This is a genomic window from Acinetobacter sp. UBA1496 (genome assembly GCF_002324975.1).
In the GTDB taxonomy this organism is placed as follows: Bacteria; Pseudomonadota; Gammaproteobacteria; order Pseudomonadales; family Moraxellaceae; genus Acinetobacter; species Acinetobacter variabilis.
On sequence record NZ_DCRI01000002.1, the window covers coordinates 22,103 to 41,786 of the forward strand.

The window sequence follows — 19,684 nt, forward strand, 5'->3', positions numbered from 1 at the left end:
GATTATTTGATAAATCAATCTATTTAATTAAAAAAACCCCTGATCATACAGGGGTTTTTTTATGCAAAACCGATTATAGTGGTGGGGCATTTAAGATCGCTTCTTTGGAACCTGGTAGACCTGGCTGAGATTCTGGAATGGTTTCCAGACCTTCAATACGTTCTACGATACCAGACTGATTAAAGTAAATTTTTAGATGCTGGCCTTGGGCTGCTGGGATCTTGGCTTTTTTAGCATAGGTTCCTGGGGTATAGTTGTAGATGTAGTCCCAGCGTAGCGGATTGAGCGGATCAGATACTGTTGGACTACCGAGCAGGAAACGCACCTGTTGGTGGCTCATTCCTACCTGAATTTTAGAGGCTTGTGCTTGAGTTAAAGGTGTTCCTTGAGGAATATCAACTTTGTACACACCTAATGTCGAACAGCCGACAAGCAATGAAGTGACGAATAACGTCAGCATGATTTTTTGCATTTTGCTACACTATCCCAAATTAATTATGATGCATTTGATCCAAGGATAGATCATACTGCATCTAAACTTTGTTGCCTATTCCAACTTTGATTTTGTTGAGAGACCTTTTTACATGCCTATTTCAAACCAAGATTTACGAAAAGCTGGACTGAAAGTTACCCTTCCACGAATTAAAATATTAGAACTATTAGAAAACTCTAGACGGCATCACCTTAGCGCTGAAGACATTTATAAGACTTTACTCGAACAAGGGGAAGATGTGGGTCTTGCAACTGTGTATCGTGTGTTAACACAATTTGAGGCAGCAGGGATTATCGAGCGTCATAATTTTGAAAATAATCACTCAGTTTTTGAAATTATGCAGGAAGATCACCACGATCACTTGGTTTGTCAAAATTGCAACAAAGTCGTTGAATTTACGAATGATGTTATTGAACATGAACAACACGAAGTTGCGAAGAAATTTGGCTTTGCATTGACTGGTCATTCACTTAATCTTTATGGTTATTGTGACGCGCCTGAATGTCAGGAAGCTTACCGTAAGAAATAATTTAGCTTTAGGCTGAAATAAAAACAGGCTTTATTAAAAGCCTGTTTTTTTTATGCTTTGAAAATGATCAGGTTTGACCATCAAAAGTAATATTGGAATGGGCACGTAATAAATGCTCGCCACCTTCTTCTGATAGTTTGATTTGCAGACGCAGGTCGTTTGGTGAGTCAGCATGTTTTAGTGCATCTTTATAACTAATCTGCTTGGCCTTATACAGGTCATATAATGCCTGGTCGAAGGTTTGCATGCCCAGTTCACGTGAACGTTTCATCAAATCCTTGATTTCATGCACATCGCCTTTACGGATCAGATCCGCAATCAATGGCGAATTGATCAGGATTTCGATCGCTGCGCGGCGGCCATTGCCATCGATAGTTGGAATTAGCTGCTGTGCCACAATGGCTTTCATGTTCAGGGACAGATCCATAAACAACTGGCTGTGACGGTCGGCTTCGAAGAAGTGAATGATACGGTCGATGGCCTGGTTGGCGTTGTTGGCGTGCAGGGTCGCAAAAACCAGGTGACCGGTTTCCGCAAAGGCAATCGCATAGTCCATGGTTTCACGAGAACGGATCTCACCGATCAGAATCACATCTGGTGCCTGACGCAGGGTGTTTTTCAATGCGACTTCAAAGGAGTCAGTATCGATACCGACTTCGCGCTGAGTAATGATACAACCCTTATGCTGGTGCACAAATTCGATCGGGTCTTCAATAGTAATGATATGACCTTTGGAATTTTCATTACGGTAACCAATCAAAGAGGCGAGGGAAGTCGATTTACCAGTACCGGTTGCACCCACAAAAATAATGATTCCGCGTTTGGTCATTGCCAGTTCTTTTAGAATTGGCGGTAACTTCAGCTCATCCATGGTCGGAATGACGGTTTCAATACGGCGCAGTACCATGCCTGGCTGATCGCGTTGCTGGAATGCGCTGACACGGAAACGTGCTGATTTGTCCGGGTTGCTGATGGCGAAGTTACATTCGCGTGTGTCGGCAAATTCCTTGCGCTGCTTCTCGGTCATGATTGAGTTAAGTAACTGCCCCACAGCCGCGCCCGGTAATTTCACCGAGCCAATCGGTACAATCTGACCGTTAATTTTGATAGAGGGTTCAACGTCGGCTGTAATGAACAGATCCGAGGCCTTTTTCTCTACCATGTAGTTGAGTAAGCCGTTAAAGTCCATGATAAAACCCCAAAAAAAATTAATTATTTTTATAAGAATGATTCAGGCTGTTTTGCTGCAGTACGGGCGACTTGCGGACTGATAATCCCTTTTGATACCAGCGTTTTCAGGCTTTGATCCAGCGTGGTCATGCCATAGTTGGCACCGGTTTGAATCGCAGAGTACATCTGTGCCACTTTATTTTCACGGATCAGGTTACGGATCGCCGGAATACCGATCATGATTTCGTGTGCAGCCACACGACCACCCCCATTTTTCTTCAATAGGGTTTGTGAAATAACGGCTTGTAGAGATTCTGACAACATGGCACGGACCATGTCTTTTTCTTCAGCAGGAAACACGTCAATCACACGGTCAATGGTTTTTGCCGCTGAGGTGGTATGCAGGGTACCGAAGACCAAATGACCGGTTTCCGCAGCAGTGAGTGCCAGACGGATGGTTTCAAGGTCACGCATCTCACCGACCAGAATAATATCCGGGTCTTCACGTAATGCAGAACGTAATGCTTCATTAAATCCATGCGTGTCACGATGCACTTCACGCTGGTTGATCAGACATTTTTTCGATTGGTGTACAAATTCGATTGGATCTTCGACGGTCAGGATATGGTCATAGCGGTTGTCATTGATATAGTCCAGCATTGCCGCAAGCGTCGTTGATTTACCCGAACCGGTTGGTCCTGTTACCAGTACAATACCCCGTGGATATTCACAGATATCTTTAAAGATCTGCCCCATACCTAGATCTTCAATGGTCAGTACTTTAGATGGAATGGTACGGAATACTGCGCCTGCACCGCGGTTCTGGTTAAATGCGTTCACACGGAAACGGGCCACGCCTGGAACTTCAAAAGAGAAGTCAGTTTCCAGATTTTCTTCATAATCACGGCGTTGCTTGTCGTTCATGATGTCATACACCAGTTTGTGTACTTCTTTATGTTCCAGTGCAGGCAGGTTGATGCGACGTACTTCCCCGTCCACACGAATCATGGGTGGTAAACCTGCTGATAAGTGTAAATCCGACGCACCATTTTTAGCAGAAAAGGCTAACAGTTCTGTAATATCCATAAGGTCCCCGAGTTCATTAAAATGTTATTTATTTTGCTAGAATAATAAGGCTTTCCCACAGCTTAACCAACACTTAGTTGATGAGCAAGGGAAAAAAATCCGCACGAAATGAGAACCCCATCAATGAATATGCTGCAACAGTCACGAAATCAGGTTTTAGCTCAGATCCAGTCCGCCTGCGCTCTGGCGGGGCGTGAGCTGGATTCGGTGCAACTTCTAGCCGTCTCCAAAACCCAGCCTAGCCCTGTGCTGGCAGAAATGTATCAGGCTGGTCAGCGTGCCTTTGGGGAAAACTATTTACAGGAAGCGCTGGAAAAAATCACGGCACTCAAAGACCTGGATATTGAGTGGCATTTTATCGGTCATGTGCAGCGCAACAAGACCAAACATCTGGCAGAAAATTTTACCTGGGTGCATGGGGTGGATCGTCTGATTATTGCTGAACGTTTATCTAATCAGCGTAGTGATTCTCAAGCTGCGCTTAATATCTGTCTGCAAGTCAATATTGATGGGCAGGATAGCAAGGACGGTTGTCAGCCTGAGGAAGTGACTGATCTGGTCGCACAGATCAGTCAATTACCGAATTTGCGCTTACGTGGTTTGATGGTCATTCCTGCGCCAGAAAATACTCAGGCTTTCGCAGATGCCAAAGCCTTGTTCGAAGAGGTCAAAAGCCAACATGCAAAACCTGAAGACTGGGATACTTTAAGTATGGGAATGTCTGCCGACATGACTGAGGCGATTGCAGCAGGTTCTACCATGGTACGTGTGGGAACTGCCTTGTTTGGCGCACGTCCTAAAAAAACGGACTGATTTGTACTGACAATTGAGTTTTGGGAAAGCGTTATTGCAGAGTAGTTGATAACGCTTTTTTTCTTTGGGGTTCCAGCCATTGGGCCATAAGCCAGGCAAAGAAAATTAAGCTGCACATGCTCATAAATAAGGATAAAACGGCACCCTCAAGACCATGATTAAGCGTTGCAGGAAAGCAGCCTAGAATAAAAAGCAGTAAAGGGAAATGAGTGACATAAAGTGTATAGGAGAAATTTGCAGACTGAGGCCAAACTGGTTGATATTGGCTCTGTTGATGTTGCAGCTGTACAATCCAACAGACAAAGGCGAGTCCCATACACAGGTTAAACGGTACAAAATAATTTACACGATATAAGTCAGCCTGTTCAATGACATGAAACTGGTAAGCATCCGCACAGGCAATCATAAACGCCAAACCAAAGAGCATTAATTTAACGGGTTGTAGTCGACTCAAAAAACGCAGCTGAATCTGCCGGAATGAACTGGCAAAGGCAACTAGCCAGAGCAGAAAATAAAACAGAAACTGAAAGTTCAGTATGGAAAGCCCTAGAAGCAAGATAAAAAAGCCAATTTTAGCGATTTCAGAATTTTTTAAAAAAGGCAGAAATCCGGCCAGCACATAAAACCAGACTTCAAAGCTCAGGCTCCAGAGCGGCGCATTGGCAGATACCGTCGGTGTAATAAAGCCATTGAGAAAGAATAAAGAACCCAGAAAATCCCGAGTATCAATGTTATAGGCAGTCCGGATCATCATGCCAAAACTGTTCTTAAACTCATGGCTATGTGAAGCAAAAAATGTAGGTGCTAGTGCATATAGAATTAGACTGAAAGCGGATGCAAACAGAAAGGGCGGTAAAATGCGGCGATAACGCTGCCGTATATACTGCCGCAGATTAAAATTTTCATGTTTTTGGATGTTGTTCTGAATCGAAGTCCCGATTAAAAAGCCACTGAGCACAAAAAAGATCATCACAGCAGCCTGGCCTAATAGACGTACCCAGGAATATAGGCTCAGATCAAAAGGTGCGATAAAAGCCTGAAAACTATGAGTGAATAGCACCACAATGGCACTGATACCCCGTAAGCTCTCAAGTTGTAAGCTGAAATAGGGCGAGAGCTTGTCCGAGGTAGAGTTCATGCTTTAACCTATAATTTGAATAGTACTGGCACCGGCACCGACCGGTTTAACCTGAATCTGAACCGGAATCCGTTCATGCATCTCCTGTACATGTGAAATCAGCACCACTTTACGCCCCTGACTCTGCAAATGATCGAGTGCATTCATGACCATATGTAAGGAAGCCGGGTCTAAAGTACCAAAACCTTCATCAATAAATAGCGATTCCAGCTTCATAGAGCCGGAAGCCATATTGGCAATCGCTAAGGCCAGAGCCAGAGAGACCAGGAAAGTTTCACCGCCAGAAAGTGACAGGACAGGACGTACTTCACTGTTCATATCCAGATCGATAATCGCCAGACTTAAACTGTCTGGAATCCGGTACAGCTGATAACGCGGCGCCAGGGGCTGTAATTGCTGATTGGCATATTCGACCAGAATATCTAGATGATGTTCCTGCGCGATTTTCTGGAATTTGGTGCCTTCCTTATGGCCAATCAGGTCATAGATCCGGCCCCAACGATATTCTTCAGCTTTGACCTGTTCAATCTGATGCTGGTAGCGTTGTAAGGTCGATTGGTTATTGGTATGTATTCTTAATTTGGTGGCTACTTCATTACAGGCATTTTCCTGTTCAGCTTTTTCCTGTGCCAGTCCACTTAAGCGCAGTTCAACTTCTTCAAAGCTGAGTTCAGGCTTGGATTTCAAATGATGCTGATATTGTTCTTCCAGAATGTCCCAAGCCGTTTTGGCATTTTCAACCGCCTGATGCTGTGCCTGTAATTGCTGGCGAATTTGCTGATGCTGTTGCAAGTCAATACCCAGGCAATGCTGGATATGCTCGGCATCAAACGCAGGATGTGTATTTTGCCAGTCCTGAATAGATTGCTGGCATTGCCTAATCTGCTGTTCCAGTTGCTGAATCTGGGTGATGAAACTCTGTTTTTTCAGTTCAGCTTGTTGCAAATGCTGATCATGCTGCTGGGTCATCAGACTCTGTGCCCGTAGCTGTTCATCCAACGCCTGTTGTTGTTGCTCCAGATGGTCACGCCATTCCTGTGCTTTAGGATAAATCTGTCCGGCATGGGTGAGGGTCAGATGGTTGAGCTGTTCACGTAGTGCTTTGCCCATATTCAGCGCCGTATTCATCTTTTGCTGTAACTGAGCATCATATTGTTGATGCAGGCTGAGCAGATCACGTGCCTTTTCAATCTGCTGGTTTAAGCTTTGCATGTGAGTCTCTAGGGTTTTGAATTCCTGAGACTGTTTCTGACGTTGTTGCAGTTGTTGAGATAACTGCTGACAGCTTGATGAGGCATCAGTAATCCAGGATTTCTGCAAGGACTCAGGCAGTAGATGAAGAACTGGCTGAATCATTTGTTCTAGCTGTAAATGCTGCTGCATGCTAAAACGTAGCTGATCTAACTGTTGCTGTTGCTGACGCCATTTTTTCCAGTCACTTTGCTGATTTTGCAGGGTCTGTGCTAGCTGCTGTTGCTCTTGTTGAAGTTGAAGCATATGCTGGCCAAGCTGTTGCTGCAAATGATCTGTACTCTGGCTTAAATCCAACAGCAAATCAAATTGCTGAAGATCCTGATTCAACTGAACCTTCTGCTGTTGTAGTGTCGTACTAAGCTGAATGCTGCGTTGCTGATGTTGCTCAATTAAGGTTTGCAGTTGAGATTGCTGGATTTGTACTTGCTGATATGCCTGAGTCAGTTGCTGTAGTTTTTTCTGAGCTTCCTGAAGCTGCTGATCATGTAGTTGTTGCAAAGCATTTTCTAGCAGTTTCTGATGCTGTACAAAAGGATGCTCATGACTGCCACAGACCATACAAGGCTCATTTGGTTTCAGCTGTGCACGTAATTCCTGAACACTTTGTGCCTGAAATAAACGTTGCTGAGCCAGTACTTGTTGCAATTGTTCGAAGGCCTGTTCTGCTTCCTGACGTTGTTGCTGTAATTGAACCAGCTTAGTTTCTAGTTGTTTTAAACGATCATGATAGCTTTCTAACTCGCGATTCAATTGCAGGCTTTCAGTTTCTAAGAGAGCCATTTGCTGTACGGTTCGCATTAAAGCTTCAAGCTTCGAATGCTGGGTACTGAGTTGCTGTTGTTGGATCTGGAACTGTTGGACTTGCTGTTCAAGCTGGTCCAGATGAGTATAGCGCTGAGTGAATTCCTGCAAGCTGGCAGATAAAGCCTGTTGCTGCTGTTCCAGTTCAGTGCGGCTGGATTGGAAAAGTGCTGAGTGCTGCCGCATGAATTTCTGATGCAGTTCCTGATAATCCTGCAAGCGTTGTAAGGTTGCTTGTGGCTCGTCATCAAAAACCGCTAAGAAGCTCTGTTGTTCCAGTTGCTTTTGAATCTGATGGTACTGAGTCTGAACCTGTTGTAAACGTTGCTCAGTCTGCACCAGCTGATTCTGAACAGGCTGAATTTGCTGGGTTCTATAGGTCTGCTGTTCAGCTAAAAGCTGCTTATACTGCTCGCCAATCGACAGCATTTCATGATCCAGTTTGAGTCCCTGATCCAGATAAGGTTTGATCTTCTGGAACTCTTGTTGCTGCTGTTGTTGCTGTTGCTGAATGTGCTGCAATTTGTGCTGCTCACTATCACGCTGCTGCTGAACGGACGTGAATTCGGCAACAAAGTTTTGCTGCTCAGTCAGTAAATGGCTACGCTGTTTCTGAAACTGCTGTTGCTGGACAAACTGTTCCCGAATCTGCTGAAACTGGTCCAGTTGATCTAATAAATGTTTTTGCGCTGTCATTTTCTGTTCAGCATCCAGCTGAACCGTATAGATTTCTTCTTTGGCCTGAATTTCAGTATAGAGATAATGCTGCTGGCGATGCCATTTCAGGTCATTTTCCAGTACTTTTTCACTCTGATTTAGATGCTCAACCACCTGTTTTAAAGTCGTGTGTTGCTGCTGTAGGGCAGCAATATCTTCTTCAGATAATAGTTCCAGATGACCGATTAATTTTTCCAGGTCAGCACGTTTCTGCTTCACTTCACTGTGTTTTTCAAATGCTTTCTGGCTGACCAGACTGAAAATCTGAGAATTGGTCAGATACTCCAACAGATCGGCACGTTCATTATCTTTGGCTTTCAGAAAAGCGCCAACTTCGGACTGTGCCAATAAAACTGCACGAGTAAATTGCTCAAAACTCAAGCCAACCAGTTTTTCAATCAGCGGCGTGCATTCAGAAATCTTCTGGTTTAGAACCCGTTGATCATCCAGACAGGTAATGGCACGATCGACCTTTAAATTACCATCCACTTTCTGCCGGGCACGACGAATTTCCCAGCGTGCCGTATAGCGTTTCTGGTCTAGGGCAATAAATTCAAGCTCGGCAAAACCCTGTACACAACCGCGGCGCAGAATATTTTTGGAGTCCTTGATTGAGACATCCTGACCACCTGCATCTTTCAGGCTACCTGTGGCGCCTTTTAAACGTGGAATTTCGTTATACAAGGCCAGGCACATGGCATCAAGCAGGGTGGATTTACCAGCACCGGTTTTTCCGGTAATTGCAATCAGGCCAGCATGTGCCAGTGGATTCGACTCAAAATCAATATGATGCGTACCAGCGAGAGAAGCAAGGTTATTTAGGCTCAGACGGATAATTTTCATGGCTGATCCTAAGCTTGTTGTTTTTGTGCAAGTTCATGTTGGGCTTCGACCAGTAACTGCTGAAAATCCTGCTGTACCGAATGATCCTGGCTATAGCCCATTTTTTCCCAGATATTGAAAAACAGTGATTCAGGTGTTGGAGGTGCCAAGTCAATTTTAGAGCTATCAGCCTGATCTTCTGCCTGACGTTGATAAATCCGGCTAATGCGTAACAGACGATAACGATTTGGTGGCAGTGCCTGTTCAATCTGCTGACGTAAGTCTACCGGTGGCGGTGCATCAGTAGTGTATTCAATTTCCAGAAAATGCCGTGCTGCCAGATGTTCAATTTCCCCAGTCGGCAATGCTTTTACTTTGCTGAGCAGATTTTCCAGATTTTCTCGAATTCTAAACAGATCGACAGTACGAGGAACTTTTAGTGCTTCAAACTGAAAACGCTGTTCAGCATTTTGTTTAGGATCGATTCTGACTTCAACGACCTGATGCGAATAGTTGATCTCACTAAAGGATAGGGGAATTGGGGAGCCACTATAGCGAATATGCGGCTGACCGACTTTCTGCGGTTTATGCAGATGTCCCAGAGCGACATAGTCAATGACTTCATCAAATAGCGCCGTTGAGAGAGCCTCTTCATTGCCGACGATAATTGGACGTTCGGAATCGGAAGTTTCACCGCCTTGCATATGTGCATGTGACATAAGAATCAGTGCCTGATGTGGCTGCTTACGTGCTTTGGCTTCGGCAATCAACTGTTGGTGCAGATAGCTGATGGCATTCTGGCTATTATGGGTATGTTCATTAATACCGGTAATTTCGGCGCTACGTAAATAAGGCAGGGTTAGGCACCAGGCAATAATCTCTTGCTGCTGGTCATAAATTGGAACTAGCAAACGATTCAGATCAAGAGCATTGTCCGCAGTCCGGTCGACAATACCCACCGCTTTGGCATTGAATTTGGTCAATAAAGGCTGAACTTGCTCAATCCGGTAACCTGAATCATGGTTGCCGGCAATCATCAGGGTTTGCATATGCGGTGCCAGTTCATGGGCATCGGCAAGGAATTGATAAAGCTGTCTTTGGGCACTGGAAGCGGGATTGATGACATCAAAAATATCACCGGCAATCAGTAAAGCATGTGGCTGTTTTTCCTTGATTTGTTCAAGGAGCCAATTCAGGAATTGTGCATGTTCAAATTCACGGTCATGGTTATGGAAAAACTGTCCCAAATGCCAATCAGAAGTATGTAGAAAATGAACTGCCATGTATACCCACCTTTATTTTTGCCTTCCTACTATAGAAAAAAGCCCAGCTAAAAATCTACTTGAAAAAAATATTTTGATCTATTTCATTGCTGCCCGTCATTAAAACTATTTTCAGCGTAGTTTTGAATATAAGAATAATACTTGTGAAATCAATAAAATATGATGTTTATATATAAAGTGTTGAATACAGCGTTTTTATTTTAAATCTTACTTCAGGCAATTTCATAACATCTGAATAGCAGAACCAATATTTTTATAAAAATTGCTAAAAACAGACTTGAAAAAATACAGGCAATCATTATTTTATGCTGCATAAGAAGCTAATAAAGATTGGCAGGCGAATTGTTAAAAACGGTTTGTCCAAAAAATAAAAACCGACGATTCGAGTGATGATGAAATCGTCGGTCAAAGATTTGTGTATAGTGAAAATTTTGGCTGCTATTCAAAATTTTCTAAAACACTGGACTTATTGCTTTAGCAAAGAGAACGAAAATTTGTGGATGCCAGTCCAAATTTCCGAACCTTATACCCTATATAACGTCAGCATCTCGCTTTAGGTTGACAATAAAATGAAAAAAAAATTAATTTTTTTTATACTAGTTGATTAATCGTCCTTGAGTCCTGCTAATGGTGTCTCTAACTCGCTATTTTCTCTGGTTTTTCTTCCTATGCTTTATTTTTACCTGCATTTGCGGGGTTGTGGCAGCGTTAATGCCGACTGGCATGGGCGCAGTATTAACCATTGTGCCTTATCTGGTAGCGATGATCTGGGTACTGTTTAATTTTTTAAAAAAGGAACAACGGGCGCCAACCCAAGCAGAACGTAAAAAATTCACCTTAGGATTCAGTCTGATTTACTGGGGCTATAATCTGGTATTTTTAATTATAGGGATTGCTATTGCGACGCGTTCCAATCCGAATGCCTGGCAGGACTTTTTACTATATCTGCAACAGCCCCAATTTATGAGTATTGTCGTGATCATGTTCCTGCTCATCGCGATTCCGCTTTATCTGCTGACTTACTGGTTTTATGGCAAACAGGCACAGCGTATGGCAGCAAAAATGTTTGGCTAGGATTTCCTGCTCTTTATATCAAAATTGTTGAGATTAAATTCAAAATGCTAAATCAGGCTGATAGAAAATCAGAAGTGACGTATAATTTGAGCAATACAATAATAATGGCTCAGAATAACCATGTATAAACCTGTAGTCCTCATGACAGGCGCCAGCGGTTTTATTGGCAGCCATCTGGTGAAATTTTTACTGGCTCGTGATTATGCGGTAATCGGCCTGACCCGGCAGAAAAAATTGCGAGAAGAGCATCCTGATTTTCACTGGATTAATGATCTGGAAGAATTGAAAAATCATCAGATTGACTATGTGATTAATCTGGCTGGTGAAAGTATCGGGCAGGGTCGCTGGACAGCCGCACGCAAAAAGAAATTGCTGGACAGTCGGTTAAATACCACCAAGCAGTTATATGACTATCTAGAAAAAAATCAGATCAAACCCGAACGTATTATTTCGACTTCAGCGATCGGCTACTACGGAATCGATCCGCAAGAACGCTGGGATACGGTGTGTACTGAACAAAGTCCGCCACAATCCATTTTTATGTCAGAACTGTGTGAGAAATGGGAGAAACTGGCTTTGTCTTATACGGGGCAGGACACCAAAATTGTTCGCTTTGCTGTAGTGTTTGGCCAAGGTGGCGGGATTCTTCCGCAGATGTTATTGCCAATTAAGCTGAATATGTTTGGCCGGATTGGCCACGGGCGTCAGCCGGTGACCTGGGTACATTTACAGGATGTCATGCGGGCGATCGAATTCCTGATGCAGCAGTCGACCCAGCAACAGGTATTTAATGTGGTGGCACCTGAAAAAGTCAGTCAGGCGCAGTTTGCCCGGATCGCAGCACAGGTGCTGAAACGAAAACCTTTATTACCGTTACCAGCATGTAGTATGAAAATGATGCTGGGAGAACAATCACAACTGATTCTGAATGGTCAATATGTTCAGCCCAAAGCTTTGCAGGAAGCTGGATTTGAATTTAGCTATCCGACACTGAAAGAAGCCTTGATTGAAATTTTAAACCGTTAAAGAGTGCGGCCGTAAGCGCTGTACTGGACTATAAGGCTGTGGATCTACGATGGTCGGTTGCTCCAGGATTAACTGAGACAGCAGTTTTCCAGAAGCAGCGCCCATACATAAACCATTACGGAACTGGCCAAAATTGGTCCAGAGATTGTCTAGGTGCGGAATCTTGCCAATATAGGGAATGCCATCTGGTGAGCTTGGGCGCAGACCAGCCCACTGTTTCACAATCGGAAAAGCTGCCAGTTCCGGCACCATTTCCAAGCAAGCAGCTAAAATATCCTGACGAATTTCAGCAGAAGACGAGGTATCAAAACCGACCTGACGCATGCTGGAACCACACAGCACATGCCCATCACGACGTGGAATCAGGTACATGACCTTGTTCATGCACATGGTTGGCAGCCAGTTTTCTGGCGTTTTAAAGAGCAACATCTGGCCTTGAACCGGATGAACTGGAATGTCCAGACCGAGCTGTTCAGACCAGCGTGCAGACCATGCACCGGTGGCAATGACGAACTGATCTGCTTTAAAGCTCAGGCCATTTTTAGTGGAAACACTGTGTACATGATCTTGCTGGATATTTAGCTGAGTAATATTGCAATGCTCTTGCCAAGTGACACGCGGATGCTGTTTAAGGTAAGCAATAATGGACTGTAACAGTCGCGGATTGCGGATATTGGAAAGTTCTGGAAAATAGATCGCCTGTTTAAATTTCGAATCTACTTTGGAATTGATTTGCTGGATTTGAGGCTGATTCAGATATTCGGCATGTTGCTGTGGATCCTGATATTGCTCGGCATAGCGCAGTCCGATTTCAAAATCCGTTTCATCAAAAATCAGCATACCGGTTTCATGGATCTGGAAATCAATCCTGGTAATCGGTTGCAGTTTCTGGTTCCAGGCTTGATACAAGGGTTTGGCATGGCGGGCGAGGGCATTAACGGCATCGGGATAACGCCAGGGATACATTGGGGAGAGGATACCGCCTCCGGCCCAAGAGGCTGCCTGTCCAGCCGCTTGCTGATCAAAAATCGTAATAGAACATCCCTGTTCAAGCAATTCCAGAGCTGACATCAAGCCGGTGATGCCTGCTCCGATAATGGCGATATGCATTGCGCCAAGGTCCTTCTATTTTATTTCATGTCTTTCAGTTTGAGTGCCGCTTCTTCCGCGAAGTAAGTCCAGATACCATCTGCGCCGGCACGACGGCAGCACATCAGGGACTCTAGAATTACACTATCAGATAACCAGCCATTCTGAATTGCAGCAGCCAGCATGGCATATTCACCACTAACCTGATAAATAAAGGTGGGTATACCGAAGGTATCTTTGACTTCACGAACCACATCCAGATACGGCATTCCCGGTTTAACAATCACCATATCTGCACCTTCTTGGATATCCAGTGCAATTTCATGCAATGCTTCGGCACGGTTACCGAAATCCATTTGGTAATTGTATTTATTGCCGCCTTTTAGGTTGCTAGCCGAACCGACAGCATCACGGAATGGACCGTAGAAGCTAGACGCATATTTGGCTGAATAAGCCATAATAGAGGTATAGATATGGCCATTCTGTTCAAAGGCCTGACGAATTGCACCGATGCGGCCATCCATCATGTCACTTGGCGCTACAATATCAGCACCGGCTTCGGCATGACTTAAAGTTTGCTTGATGAGTGCTTCAACCGTTTCATCATTCAGGACATAGCCGGTTTCATCAATGATGCCGTCCTGGCCATGCGTGGTATAAGGGTCTAGCGCGCCGTCGGTAATCAGTACCATTTCCGGTAATTCTTTTTTCAGCAGACGAACAGTCTTCTGTACCAGACCATCTTCATGCCAAGCGGCTTCTGCAGTCAGGCTTTTATCTTCTTGGGGTGTAACCGGGAACAGCGCCAGCTTATTGACACCTAGTTCGAGCAAACGTTCTGATTTTTTTAACAACAAGTCAGCAGACAGGCGCTGCACATTTGGCATACTTGGAATGTCTTGGGTCTGGTTTTGTCCCGGAAGCACAAATACTGGATAAATCAAGTGATCAGCACTGAGATGGGTTTCACGTACCATAGAACGTAAATGCTCATTTTTACGAATACGACGCATGCGAGTTGCAGGAAACGCGGGACGATTGAACGTATAGGTCATAAAAATCTCAGTAATCAGTATTAAACTAGGCCCCTATTGTAACCCTATCTGAATTTTTTGGGCATAAATTAGCGGTTTTTTATTGTTGTAGCTTCGGGCAGACTTATGACTAAGACAGAAAGAAATTGGACAGGTAATATACATTTAGGTGCAAAAGTGGATATTGAAGTGGTGTTAAACCAGTTGGTACACGCTTTTAATACCTCTCCTTTTTTTAAGCATAATGGCATGACCATGCGGGTGGTCGATGGTCAGATCGAAGCATATGTTGAAATGCAGGATTTCATGATTGGCAATGTGGCTTTTCAGATTCTGCATGGCGGTCTTGCAGCGACCATACTCGACAGTATTGGCGGAATTGTGGCAATGGGTGAGCTGTATAAGAAAGCCGAACCGGAAACCATTGCCGATACGATTAAAAAGGTATCACGTCTGGCGACGGTAGATATGCGCGTGGATTATCTGGCGCCCGGTCGTGGCAAATATTTTATTGCCCGTGCAGAAACCTTACGTTTGGGGCGTAAGGGCTGCACCATGCGCATGACCATGGTCAACGATGATGACAAGCCGATTGCCACAGCGATTGCTTCATATGCCTATTAATTAAGTTTATCTCCTTAATCCTGGCTCATTCTGGGCCCGAACTAAGCTCTTATTCCTGGAATAGGGGCTTAGTTTTTTAAACTTCGGAGTAATATTTTTTTGCATATTTTCTAATTTTTATTATTAGAATGCATGAAAATTAAATTAATACGGCTTTCTCATTTTACCCATTGATCAATAAACGGGATATGAATCTATTATACATTCATGTCAGTGCTGGTCAGTGTGGCTGCGTGACCAAGTCTGTTGGATTTAGGAAAAAATCAATGACAGATGTACAAGACACCCTGCCAGAAAACGCATCTGATGCAACTTCAGATCAAGCTTTAAAAAATAAACGTAAAAAGGCCTTGAGTATCGTTGCTATCTTTATAGTGATTGCACTGGTGCTGTTTCTGGTTTGGAAATTCTTTCTGAACAATTCAGTCAGTACTGAAAATGCCTATGTGGGTGCTGAAACGGCTTCTATTACATCTATAGTGAGTGGTCAGGTCGCTGAAGTATTGGTTCATGATACCCAAGCGGTCAAACAGGGCGATATCCTGGCCAGAATTGATGACCGTGATGCCAAAATTGCAGTGGCTCAGGCACGTGCAGAGCTAACCAAAGCCAAGCGCCAGTATAAACAGACTGCGGCCAATAGCGGGGCTTTAAGCTCACAGATTGGGGTCAGTGATGATGCAATTCGCAGTGCTGAAGCTCAGCTGGCTCAGGCTCAGGCAGCCTTACATAAAGCACAAGATGAATATACGCGTCGTGAGAAACTCAGTGCGAGCGGTGCAGTATCAAAAGAAGAACTCAGTACCGCACAATCTGCATTGGATACTGCCAAAGCAGGCGTAGCCTCTGCTGAAGCGGGTCTAGCACAAGCAAGATCCAGTCAGAAAGCCGCACAAAGCAATTTAGCGGCGAATGAAGCTTTGATTCAAGGTGCGAATGAAAACTCAACGCCTGATGTACTCGTGGCTGAAGCCAAACTGAAACAGGCCGAGCTAGACTTAGAACGTACTGTAATTAAAGCACCTTTTGATGGAGTAGTTTCACGCCGTTCCATTCAGGTGGGTCAACGTATTGCGCCTGGTACAATGCTAATGATGGTCGTACCAGTAGATCAGCTCTATGTTGATGCCAATTTCAAAGAAAGCCAGTTGGAAAACGTCCGTGTCGGGCAGAAAGCTGAACTGACGTCTGATTTGTATGGTAAATCGGTGAAGTATCACGGCACTGTGGTGGGTTTCTCTGGCGGTACAGGTTCAGCCTTTGCTCTGATTCCGGCTCAGAACGCGACGGGTAACTGGATCAAAGTGGTACAGCGTTTGCCAGTCCGTATTCAGCTGGATCCGAAAGAACTGGCCGAGCATCCACTACGTGTGGGTCTGTCGATGGAAGCTGAAATCCACTTTAAGAAGTAATTCCCGATGAATAAATATGTTCCATATGGGAATCTGACCGGCGGCAAGCTGATGCTAGCGGCCTTTGTGCTGGCATTGGCCAATTTCATGGTTGTGTTGGACATGACCATTGCCAACGTCTCGGTGCCGCATATTACCGGTAGTCTGGCTGTTTCCAGCTCTCAAGGTACCTGGGTTATTACTTCTTATGCAGTTGCAGAAGCGATCTGTGTACCTTTAACAGGCTGGCTGGCTGGCCGCTTTGGTAGCGTACGCCTGTTCGGTGTCTGTTTACTCGGCTTTACCATTTTTTCGATTCTGTGCGGGATTTCTACCAGTCTGGAAATGCTGGTATTTTGCCGGATCGGGCAGGGGCTGTTTGGTGGCCCGATTATGCCACTGAGTCAGACTCTATTGCTACGCATCTTCCCACCTGAAAAACAATCTCAGGCGATGGGCATGTGGGCGATGACCACCGTTGTCGGTCCAATTCTAGGCCCAATTCTTGGTGGTACCATCAGTGATAATCTGTCCTGGCACTGGATTTTCTTTATCAATATTCCAGTGGGTCTGTTCTGCGGTCTAGCGGCATTGAAGCTATTAAAGCCAGCTGAAACTGAAACCAATGCCTTGAAGATTGATAAAGGTGGTTTGTTCTTACTGATTCTTTGGATTGGTGCGCTGCAATTAATGTTAGATCTCGGTCATGAACATGACTGGTTTAGCAGCTCCTTTATCGGCACATTGGCAGTGATTGCTGTGGTCGGTTTAATCATCTTTACCATTTGGGAACTGACTGAACGGCATCCGATCGTAGATATCCGGATCTTCCGATATCGCGGGTTTACCTTTGCTGTACTGTCATTGGCATTTGCCTTCGGTGCCTTCTTTTCCAGTATTGTACTGATTCCACAGTGGGTGCAGATTAATCTGGGTTATACGGCCACCTGGGCAGGTTATCTAACCGCGACTATGGGTTTTGGTAGCCTATTGATGTCACCGATGGTGGCAAAGATGGCAACCAAATATGATCAGCGTATTCTGGCCAGTTTTGGTTTGACCTTGCTTGCCGTGGTCACCTTAATGCGAGCTTTCTGGACCACGGATGCGGATTTTATGGCATTGGCCTGGCCACAGATTCTACAAGGTTTTGCAGTGCCGTTCTTCTTCATTCCACTCTCCAATATGGCGTTGGCCTCAGTACAGCCTCAGGAAATGGCATCAGCAGCAGGTTTGATGAACTTCCTGCGGACTATGGCTGGAGCGATCGGAGCTTCAATTGCAGTCACGATCTGGGATGATCATAGTAAAGTGGCACGCAGTGAGCTGGTCGGTAAACTGAATGTCGAGGAAACCCAGAATACCTTGATGGCTCAGGGCATGAGTTCGGATAGTGCCTTGGGTTATATTTCAAGTCTGGTGGATAAAGAAGCATTAACCCTGTCAGCTAATCACCTGTTTTTAATACTGGCGATGGTCTTTGTTTTTGCTGCCTTAATCATCTGGTTGGCACCACGACCAAAAGCGGGTGTGGGTGGAATGCCATCACATTAATATTTTCCAAAATAAAAAAACCGCTAACTATTTAGCGGTTTTTTTCGATCTTATAAATCTGATTTGGCCCGTTTTAAGGCATTTTGCCATTTGGCCAAATGGGCTTCACGTTCATCGGACTGCATTTTCGGTTCAAAGGCCCGGTCTAGCTGCCAGGATTGAGAAATTTCATTTAAATTAGAAAATACCCCTGACTTTAATCCTGCTATTGCTGCAGCACCCCAAGCGGTGGATTCCAGCATTTTTGGACGCAAGACAGGCACATTCAGCAGGTCAGCTTGGAACTGCATCAACATATCATTACAACTGGCACCGCCATCGACACGTAGTTCTTTTAACGGATGGGCAATATCCGATTGCATGGCTGTCAATACATCAGAGACCTGAAAGGCAATCGATTCCAGTGTAGCTCGGGCAATATGAGATTTATTGGTTCCACGCGACATGCCACACAGCAGGGCACGCGCTTCACTATCCCAATGCGGTGCGCCCAGTCCGGTAAAAGCAGGAACTAAGACCACGCCGTCGGTATCTTTAACTTTACAGGCCAACTTCTCTATATCACTGCTCTTCTGAATGATGCCAAGCCCATCACGTAGCCATTGCACCACAGCACCGGCCATAAAAACGCTACCTTCCAGGGCATAACTGGTCTATTCCTGTGCCTGCCAGGCGAGGGTAGAAAGTAATTTGTTCTGGCTGAGCTGAATATCATGACCGGTATTGAACAGCATAAAACAGCCGGTGCCATAGGTATTTTTTGCCATACCGGGTTCGAAGCAAGACTGGCCAAATAAGGCAGATTGCTGATTACCCAGAATACCGGTAATGGGAATCGTAGCTCCTAATAAACCCGGTGCCGTATCTGCAATATGACAATCAGAACTGATGATTCGTGGCAGAACTGAAGCGGGGATATTAAACAGGTCGAGTAGTTCGTCATCCCAGCGTTGAGTTTGCAGATTCATCAACATGGTGCGGGAAGCATTACTCGCTTCAATAATATGCTCAGCACCTTGAGTCAGGTTCCAGATCAGCCAGCTATCAATGGTGCCAAAAGCCACATGACCTTGCTCTGCGAGTGTACGTAAGCCATCAATATTTTCTAATAACCAGACCAGTTTCCCGGCACTAAAATAGGGATCAATCCGTAATCCGGTTTTTCGTTGTACCTGATCCATCTGGCCTTGCTGAATGAGCAAATTACACCAGTCTGTTGCACGACGATCCTGCCAGATAATCGCTGGCGCAAGAGGTTTGCCATTACGACGATCCCATACCACAGTCGTTTCACGCTGGTTGGTCAGGCCAATCGCTTTAATGTCTTTCGCCAGAATCCGGGCAGTGGCTAATGCCTGTTGAACTACTGCAATCTGCGAGCTCCAGATTTCCTGTGCATCCTGTTCGACCCAACCGGAGTGTGGGGTCTGGATATGGGTTTCGCGTTGAGCTGTTGCCTGAATCTGTCCGTGTTCATTAAAGATGATTGCACGGCTAGACGTCGTTCCCTGATCGAGTGCCAATAAATAGCTCATAATTTTTTTAAATGTTGACTTGAATTATGAAATATTAGCGCAATTATGTAATCAGGCGCATTCAAAAGTGTATTTGTGTAGAAAATGCATCGTATTTTTTGCCAGTTATGCTATGATGAGCTTGTACTTTGGGGATGCCCTTGGCTTCGACGCCGATGATGAAACTCATAGATGCATGCCGAGAGCGCATTTTCTCTCGTAAATAAAATTTGCATTTAAATAGTCGCAAACGACGAAACTTACGCTCTAGC

15 protein-coding genes, 1 other RNA gene and 1 pseudogene (1 of these 17 only partly in view) are annotated in these 19,684 nt (G+C 44.8%); 8 read left to right on the forward strand and 9 right to left on the reverse strand.

Annotated elements, in window-relative coordinates; translation table 11 throughout:
* Positions 1–73 precede the first annotated feature (73 nt).
* Positions 74–472 (reverse strand): outer membrane protein assembly factor BamE, encoded by a 399-nt coding sequence (locus tag B3143_RS00225; protein WP_004783238.1) that lies wholly within the window; start codon positions 470–472, stop codon positions 74–76.
* Positions 473–584: 112 nt separating this feature from the next.
* Here B3143_RS00225 and fur point away from each other — a divergent pair, with 112 nt between their 5' ends.
* On the forward strand, positions 585–1,022 hold the full coding sequence (gene fur / locus B3143_RS00230) for a ferric iron uptake transcriptional regulator (protein WP_004783237.1): 438 nt from the start codon (positions 585–587) through the stop codon (positions 1,020–1,022).
* A gap of 67 nt (positions 1,023–1,089) precedes the next feature.
* Here fur and B3143_RS00235 read toward each other — a convergent pair whose 3' ends face one another.
* Both B3143_RS00235 and B3143_RS00240 read right to left on the reverse strand, forming a co-directional pair.
* Positions 1,090–2,211 (reverse strand): PilT/PilU family type 4a pilus ATPase, encoded by a 1,122-nt coding sequence (locus B3143_RS00235; protein WP_004783234.1) that lies wholly within the window; start codon positions 2,209–2,211, stop codon positions 1,090–1,092.
* A 29-nt stretch (positions 2,212–2,240) separates the two neighbouring features.
* Positions 2,241–3,278 (reverse strand): type IV pilus twitching motility protein PilT, encoded by a 1,038-nt coding sequence (locus B3143_RS00240; RefSeq protein WP_004783232.1) that lies wholly within the window; start codon positions 3,276–3,278, stop codon positions 2,241–2,243.
* A gap of 123 nt (positions 3,279–3,401) precedes the next feature.
* On the opposite strand from B3143_RS00240, the gene B3143_RS00245 reads away from it, so the two are divergent.
* Positions 3,402–4,091, forward strand: a complete 690-nt coding sequence (locus tag B3143_RS00245; RefSeq protein ID WP_214001514.1) for a YggS family pyridoxal phosphate-dependent enzyme — start codon at positions 3,402–3,404, stop codon at positions 4,089–4,091.
* A gap of 31 nt (positions 4,092–4,122) precedes the next feature.
* Here the strand turns inward: B3143_RS00245 and B3143_RS00250 are convergent, their stop codons facing one another.
* From B3143_RS00250 to B3143_RS00260, 3 genes are read right to left on the reverse strand one after another with little or no spacing between them, the layout of a single operon-like run.
* Positions 4,123–5,229: an acyltransferase family protein gene (locus B3143_RS00250; RefSeq protein WP_286739075.1), complete on the reverse strand. Its 1,107-nt coding sequence runs from the start codon at positions 5,227–5,229 to the stop codon at positions 4,123–4,125.
* Between the two features lie 3 nt (positions 5,230–5,232).
* Positions 5,233–8,844, reverse strand: a complete 3,612-nt coding sequence (locus tag B3143_RS00255; RefSeq protein ID WP_208462350.1) for an AAA family ATPase — start codon at positions 8,842–8,844, stop codon at positions 5,233–5,235.
* Positions 8,845–8,852: 8 nt separating this feature from the next.
* The gene (locus B3143_RS00260) at positions 8,853–10,106 is read right to left on the reverse strand and encodes an exonuclease SbcCD subunit D (RefSeq protein ID WP_208462349.1); all 1,254 of its coding nucleotides are present in this window, start codon (positions 10,104–10,106) and stop codon (positions 8,853–8,855) included.
* A gap of 627 nt (positions 10,107–10,733) precedes the next feature.
* Between B3143_RS00260 and B3143_RS00265 the strand changes: the two genes are divergently transcribed.
* Complete coding sequence (locus tag B3143_RS00265; RefSeq protein WP_208462348.1) at positions 10,734–11,180, forward strand: ABZJ_00895 family protein; 447 nt, start codon at positions 10,734–10,736, stop codon at positions 11,178–11,180.
* A gap of 120 nt (positions 11,181–11,300) precedes the next feature.
* Positions 11,301–12,206, forward strand: coding sequence for a TIGR01777 family oxidoreductase (locus B3143_RS00270; protein WP_208462347.1), 906 nt, complete (start codon positions 11,301–11,303; stop codon positions 12,204–12,206).
* Here the strand turns inward: B3143_RS00270 and thiO are convergent.
* Together thiO and hemB are read right to left on the reverse strand one after the other, a co-directional pair.
* Positions 12,195–13,316 carry a glycine oxidase ThiO gene (thiO, locus tag B3143_RS00275; RefSeq protein WP_104426546.1) on the reverse strand — a complete coding sequence of 374 codons (1,122 nt, stop codon included), beginning with the start codon at positions 13,314–13,316 and terminating at the stop codon, positions 12,195–12,197. The genes B3143_RS00270 and thiO overlap by 12 nt on opposite strands.
* A 20-nt stretch (positions 13,317–13,336) precedes the next feature.
* Positions 13,337–14,350, reverse strand: coding sequence for a porphobilinogen synthase (gene hemB, locus B3143_RS00280; protein ID WP_034171477.1), 1,014 nt, complete (start codon positions 14,348–14,350; stop codon positions 13,337–13,339).
* 105 nt (positions 14,351–14,455) lie between these two features.
* On the opposite strand from hemB, the gene B3143_RS00285 reads away from it, so the two are divergent.
* From B3143_RS00285 to B3143_RS00295, 3 genes are all read left to right on the forward strand, one after another.
* Positions 14,456–14,953 carry a thioesterase family protein gene (locus B3143_RS00285; protein WP_034703122.1) on the forward strand — a complete coding sequence of 166 codons (498 nt, stop codon included), beginning with the start codon at positions 14,456–14,458 and terminating at the stop codon, positions 14,951–14,953.
* Positions 14,954–15,219: 266 nt separating this feature from the next.
* Complete coding sequence (locus B3143_RS00290; protein WP_286739084.1) at positions 15,220–16,365, forward strand: HlyD family efflux transporter periplasmic adaptor subunit; 1,146 nt, start codon at positions 15,220–15,222, stop codon at positions 16,363–16,365.
* Positions 16,366–16,371: 6 nt separating this feature from the next.
* Complete coding sequence (locus tag B3143_RS00295) at positions 16,372–17,898, forward strand: DHA2 family efflux MFS transporter permease subunit (protein ID WP_286739086.1); 1,527 nt, start codon at positions 16,372–16,374, stop codon at positions 17,896–17,898.
* Between the two features lie 50 nt (positions 17,899–17,948).
* On the opposite strand, the pseudogene glpK reads toward B3143_RS00295, so the two are convergent.
* Positions 17,949–19,433: pseudogene (gene glpK, locus B3143_RS00300) on the reverse strand (glycerol kinase GlpK).
* A 130-nt stretch (positions 19,434–19,563) separates the two neighbouring features.
* On the opposite strand from glpK, the gene ssrA reads away from it, so the two are divergent.
* Positions 19,564–19,684, forward strand: a transfer-messenger RNA (tmRNA) gene (gene ssrA / locus B3143_RS00305) (it continues 323 nt past the right edge of the window).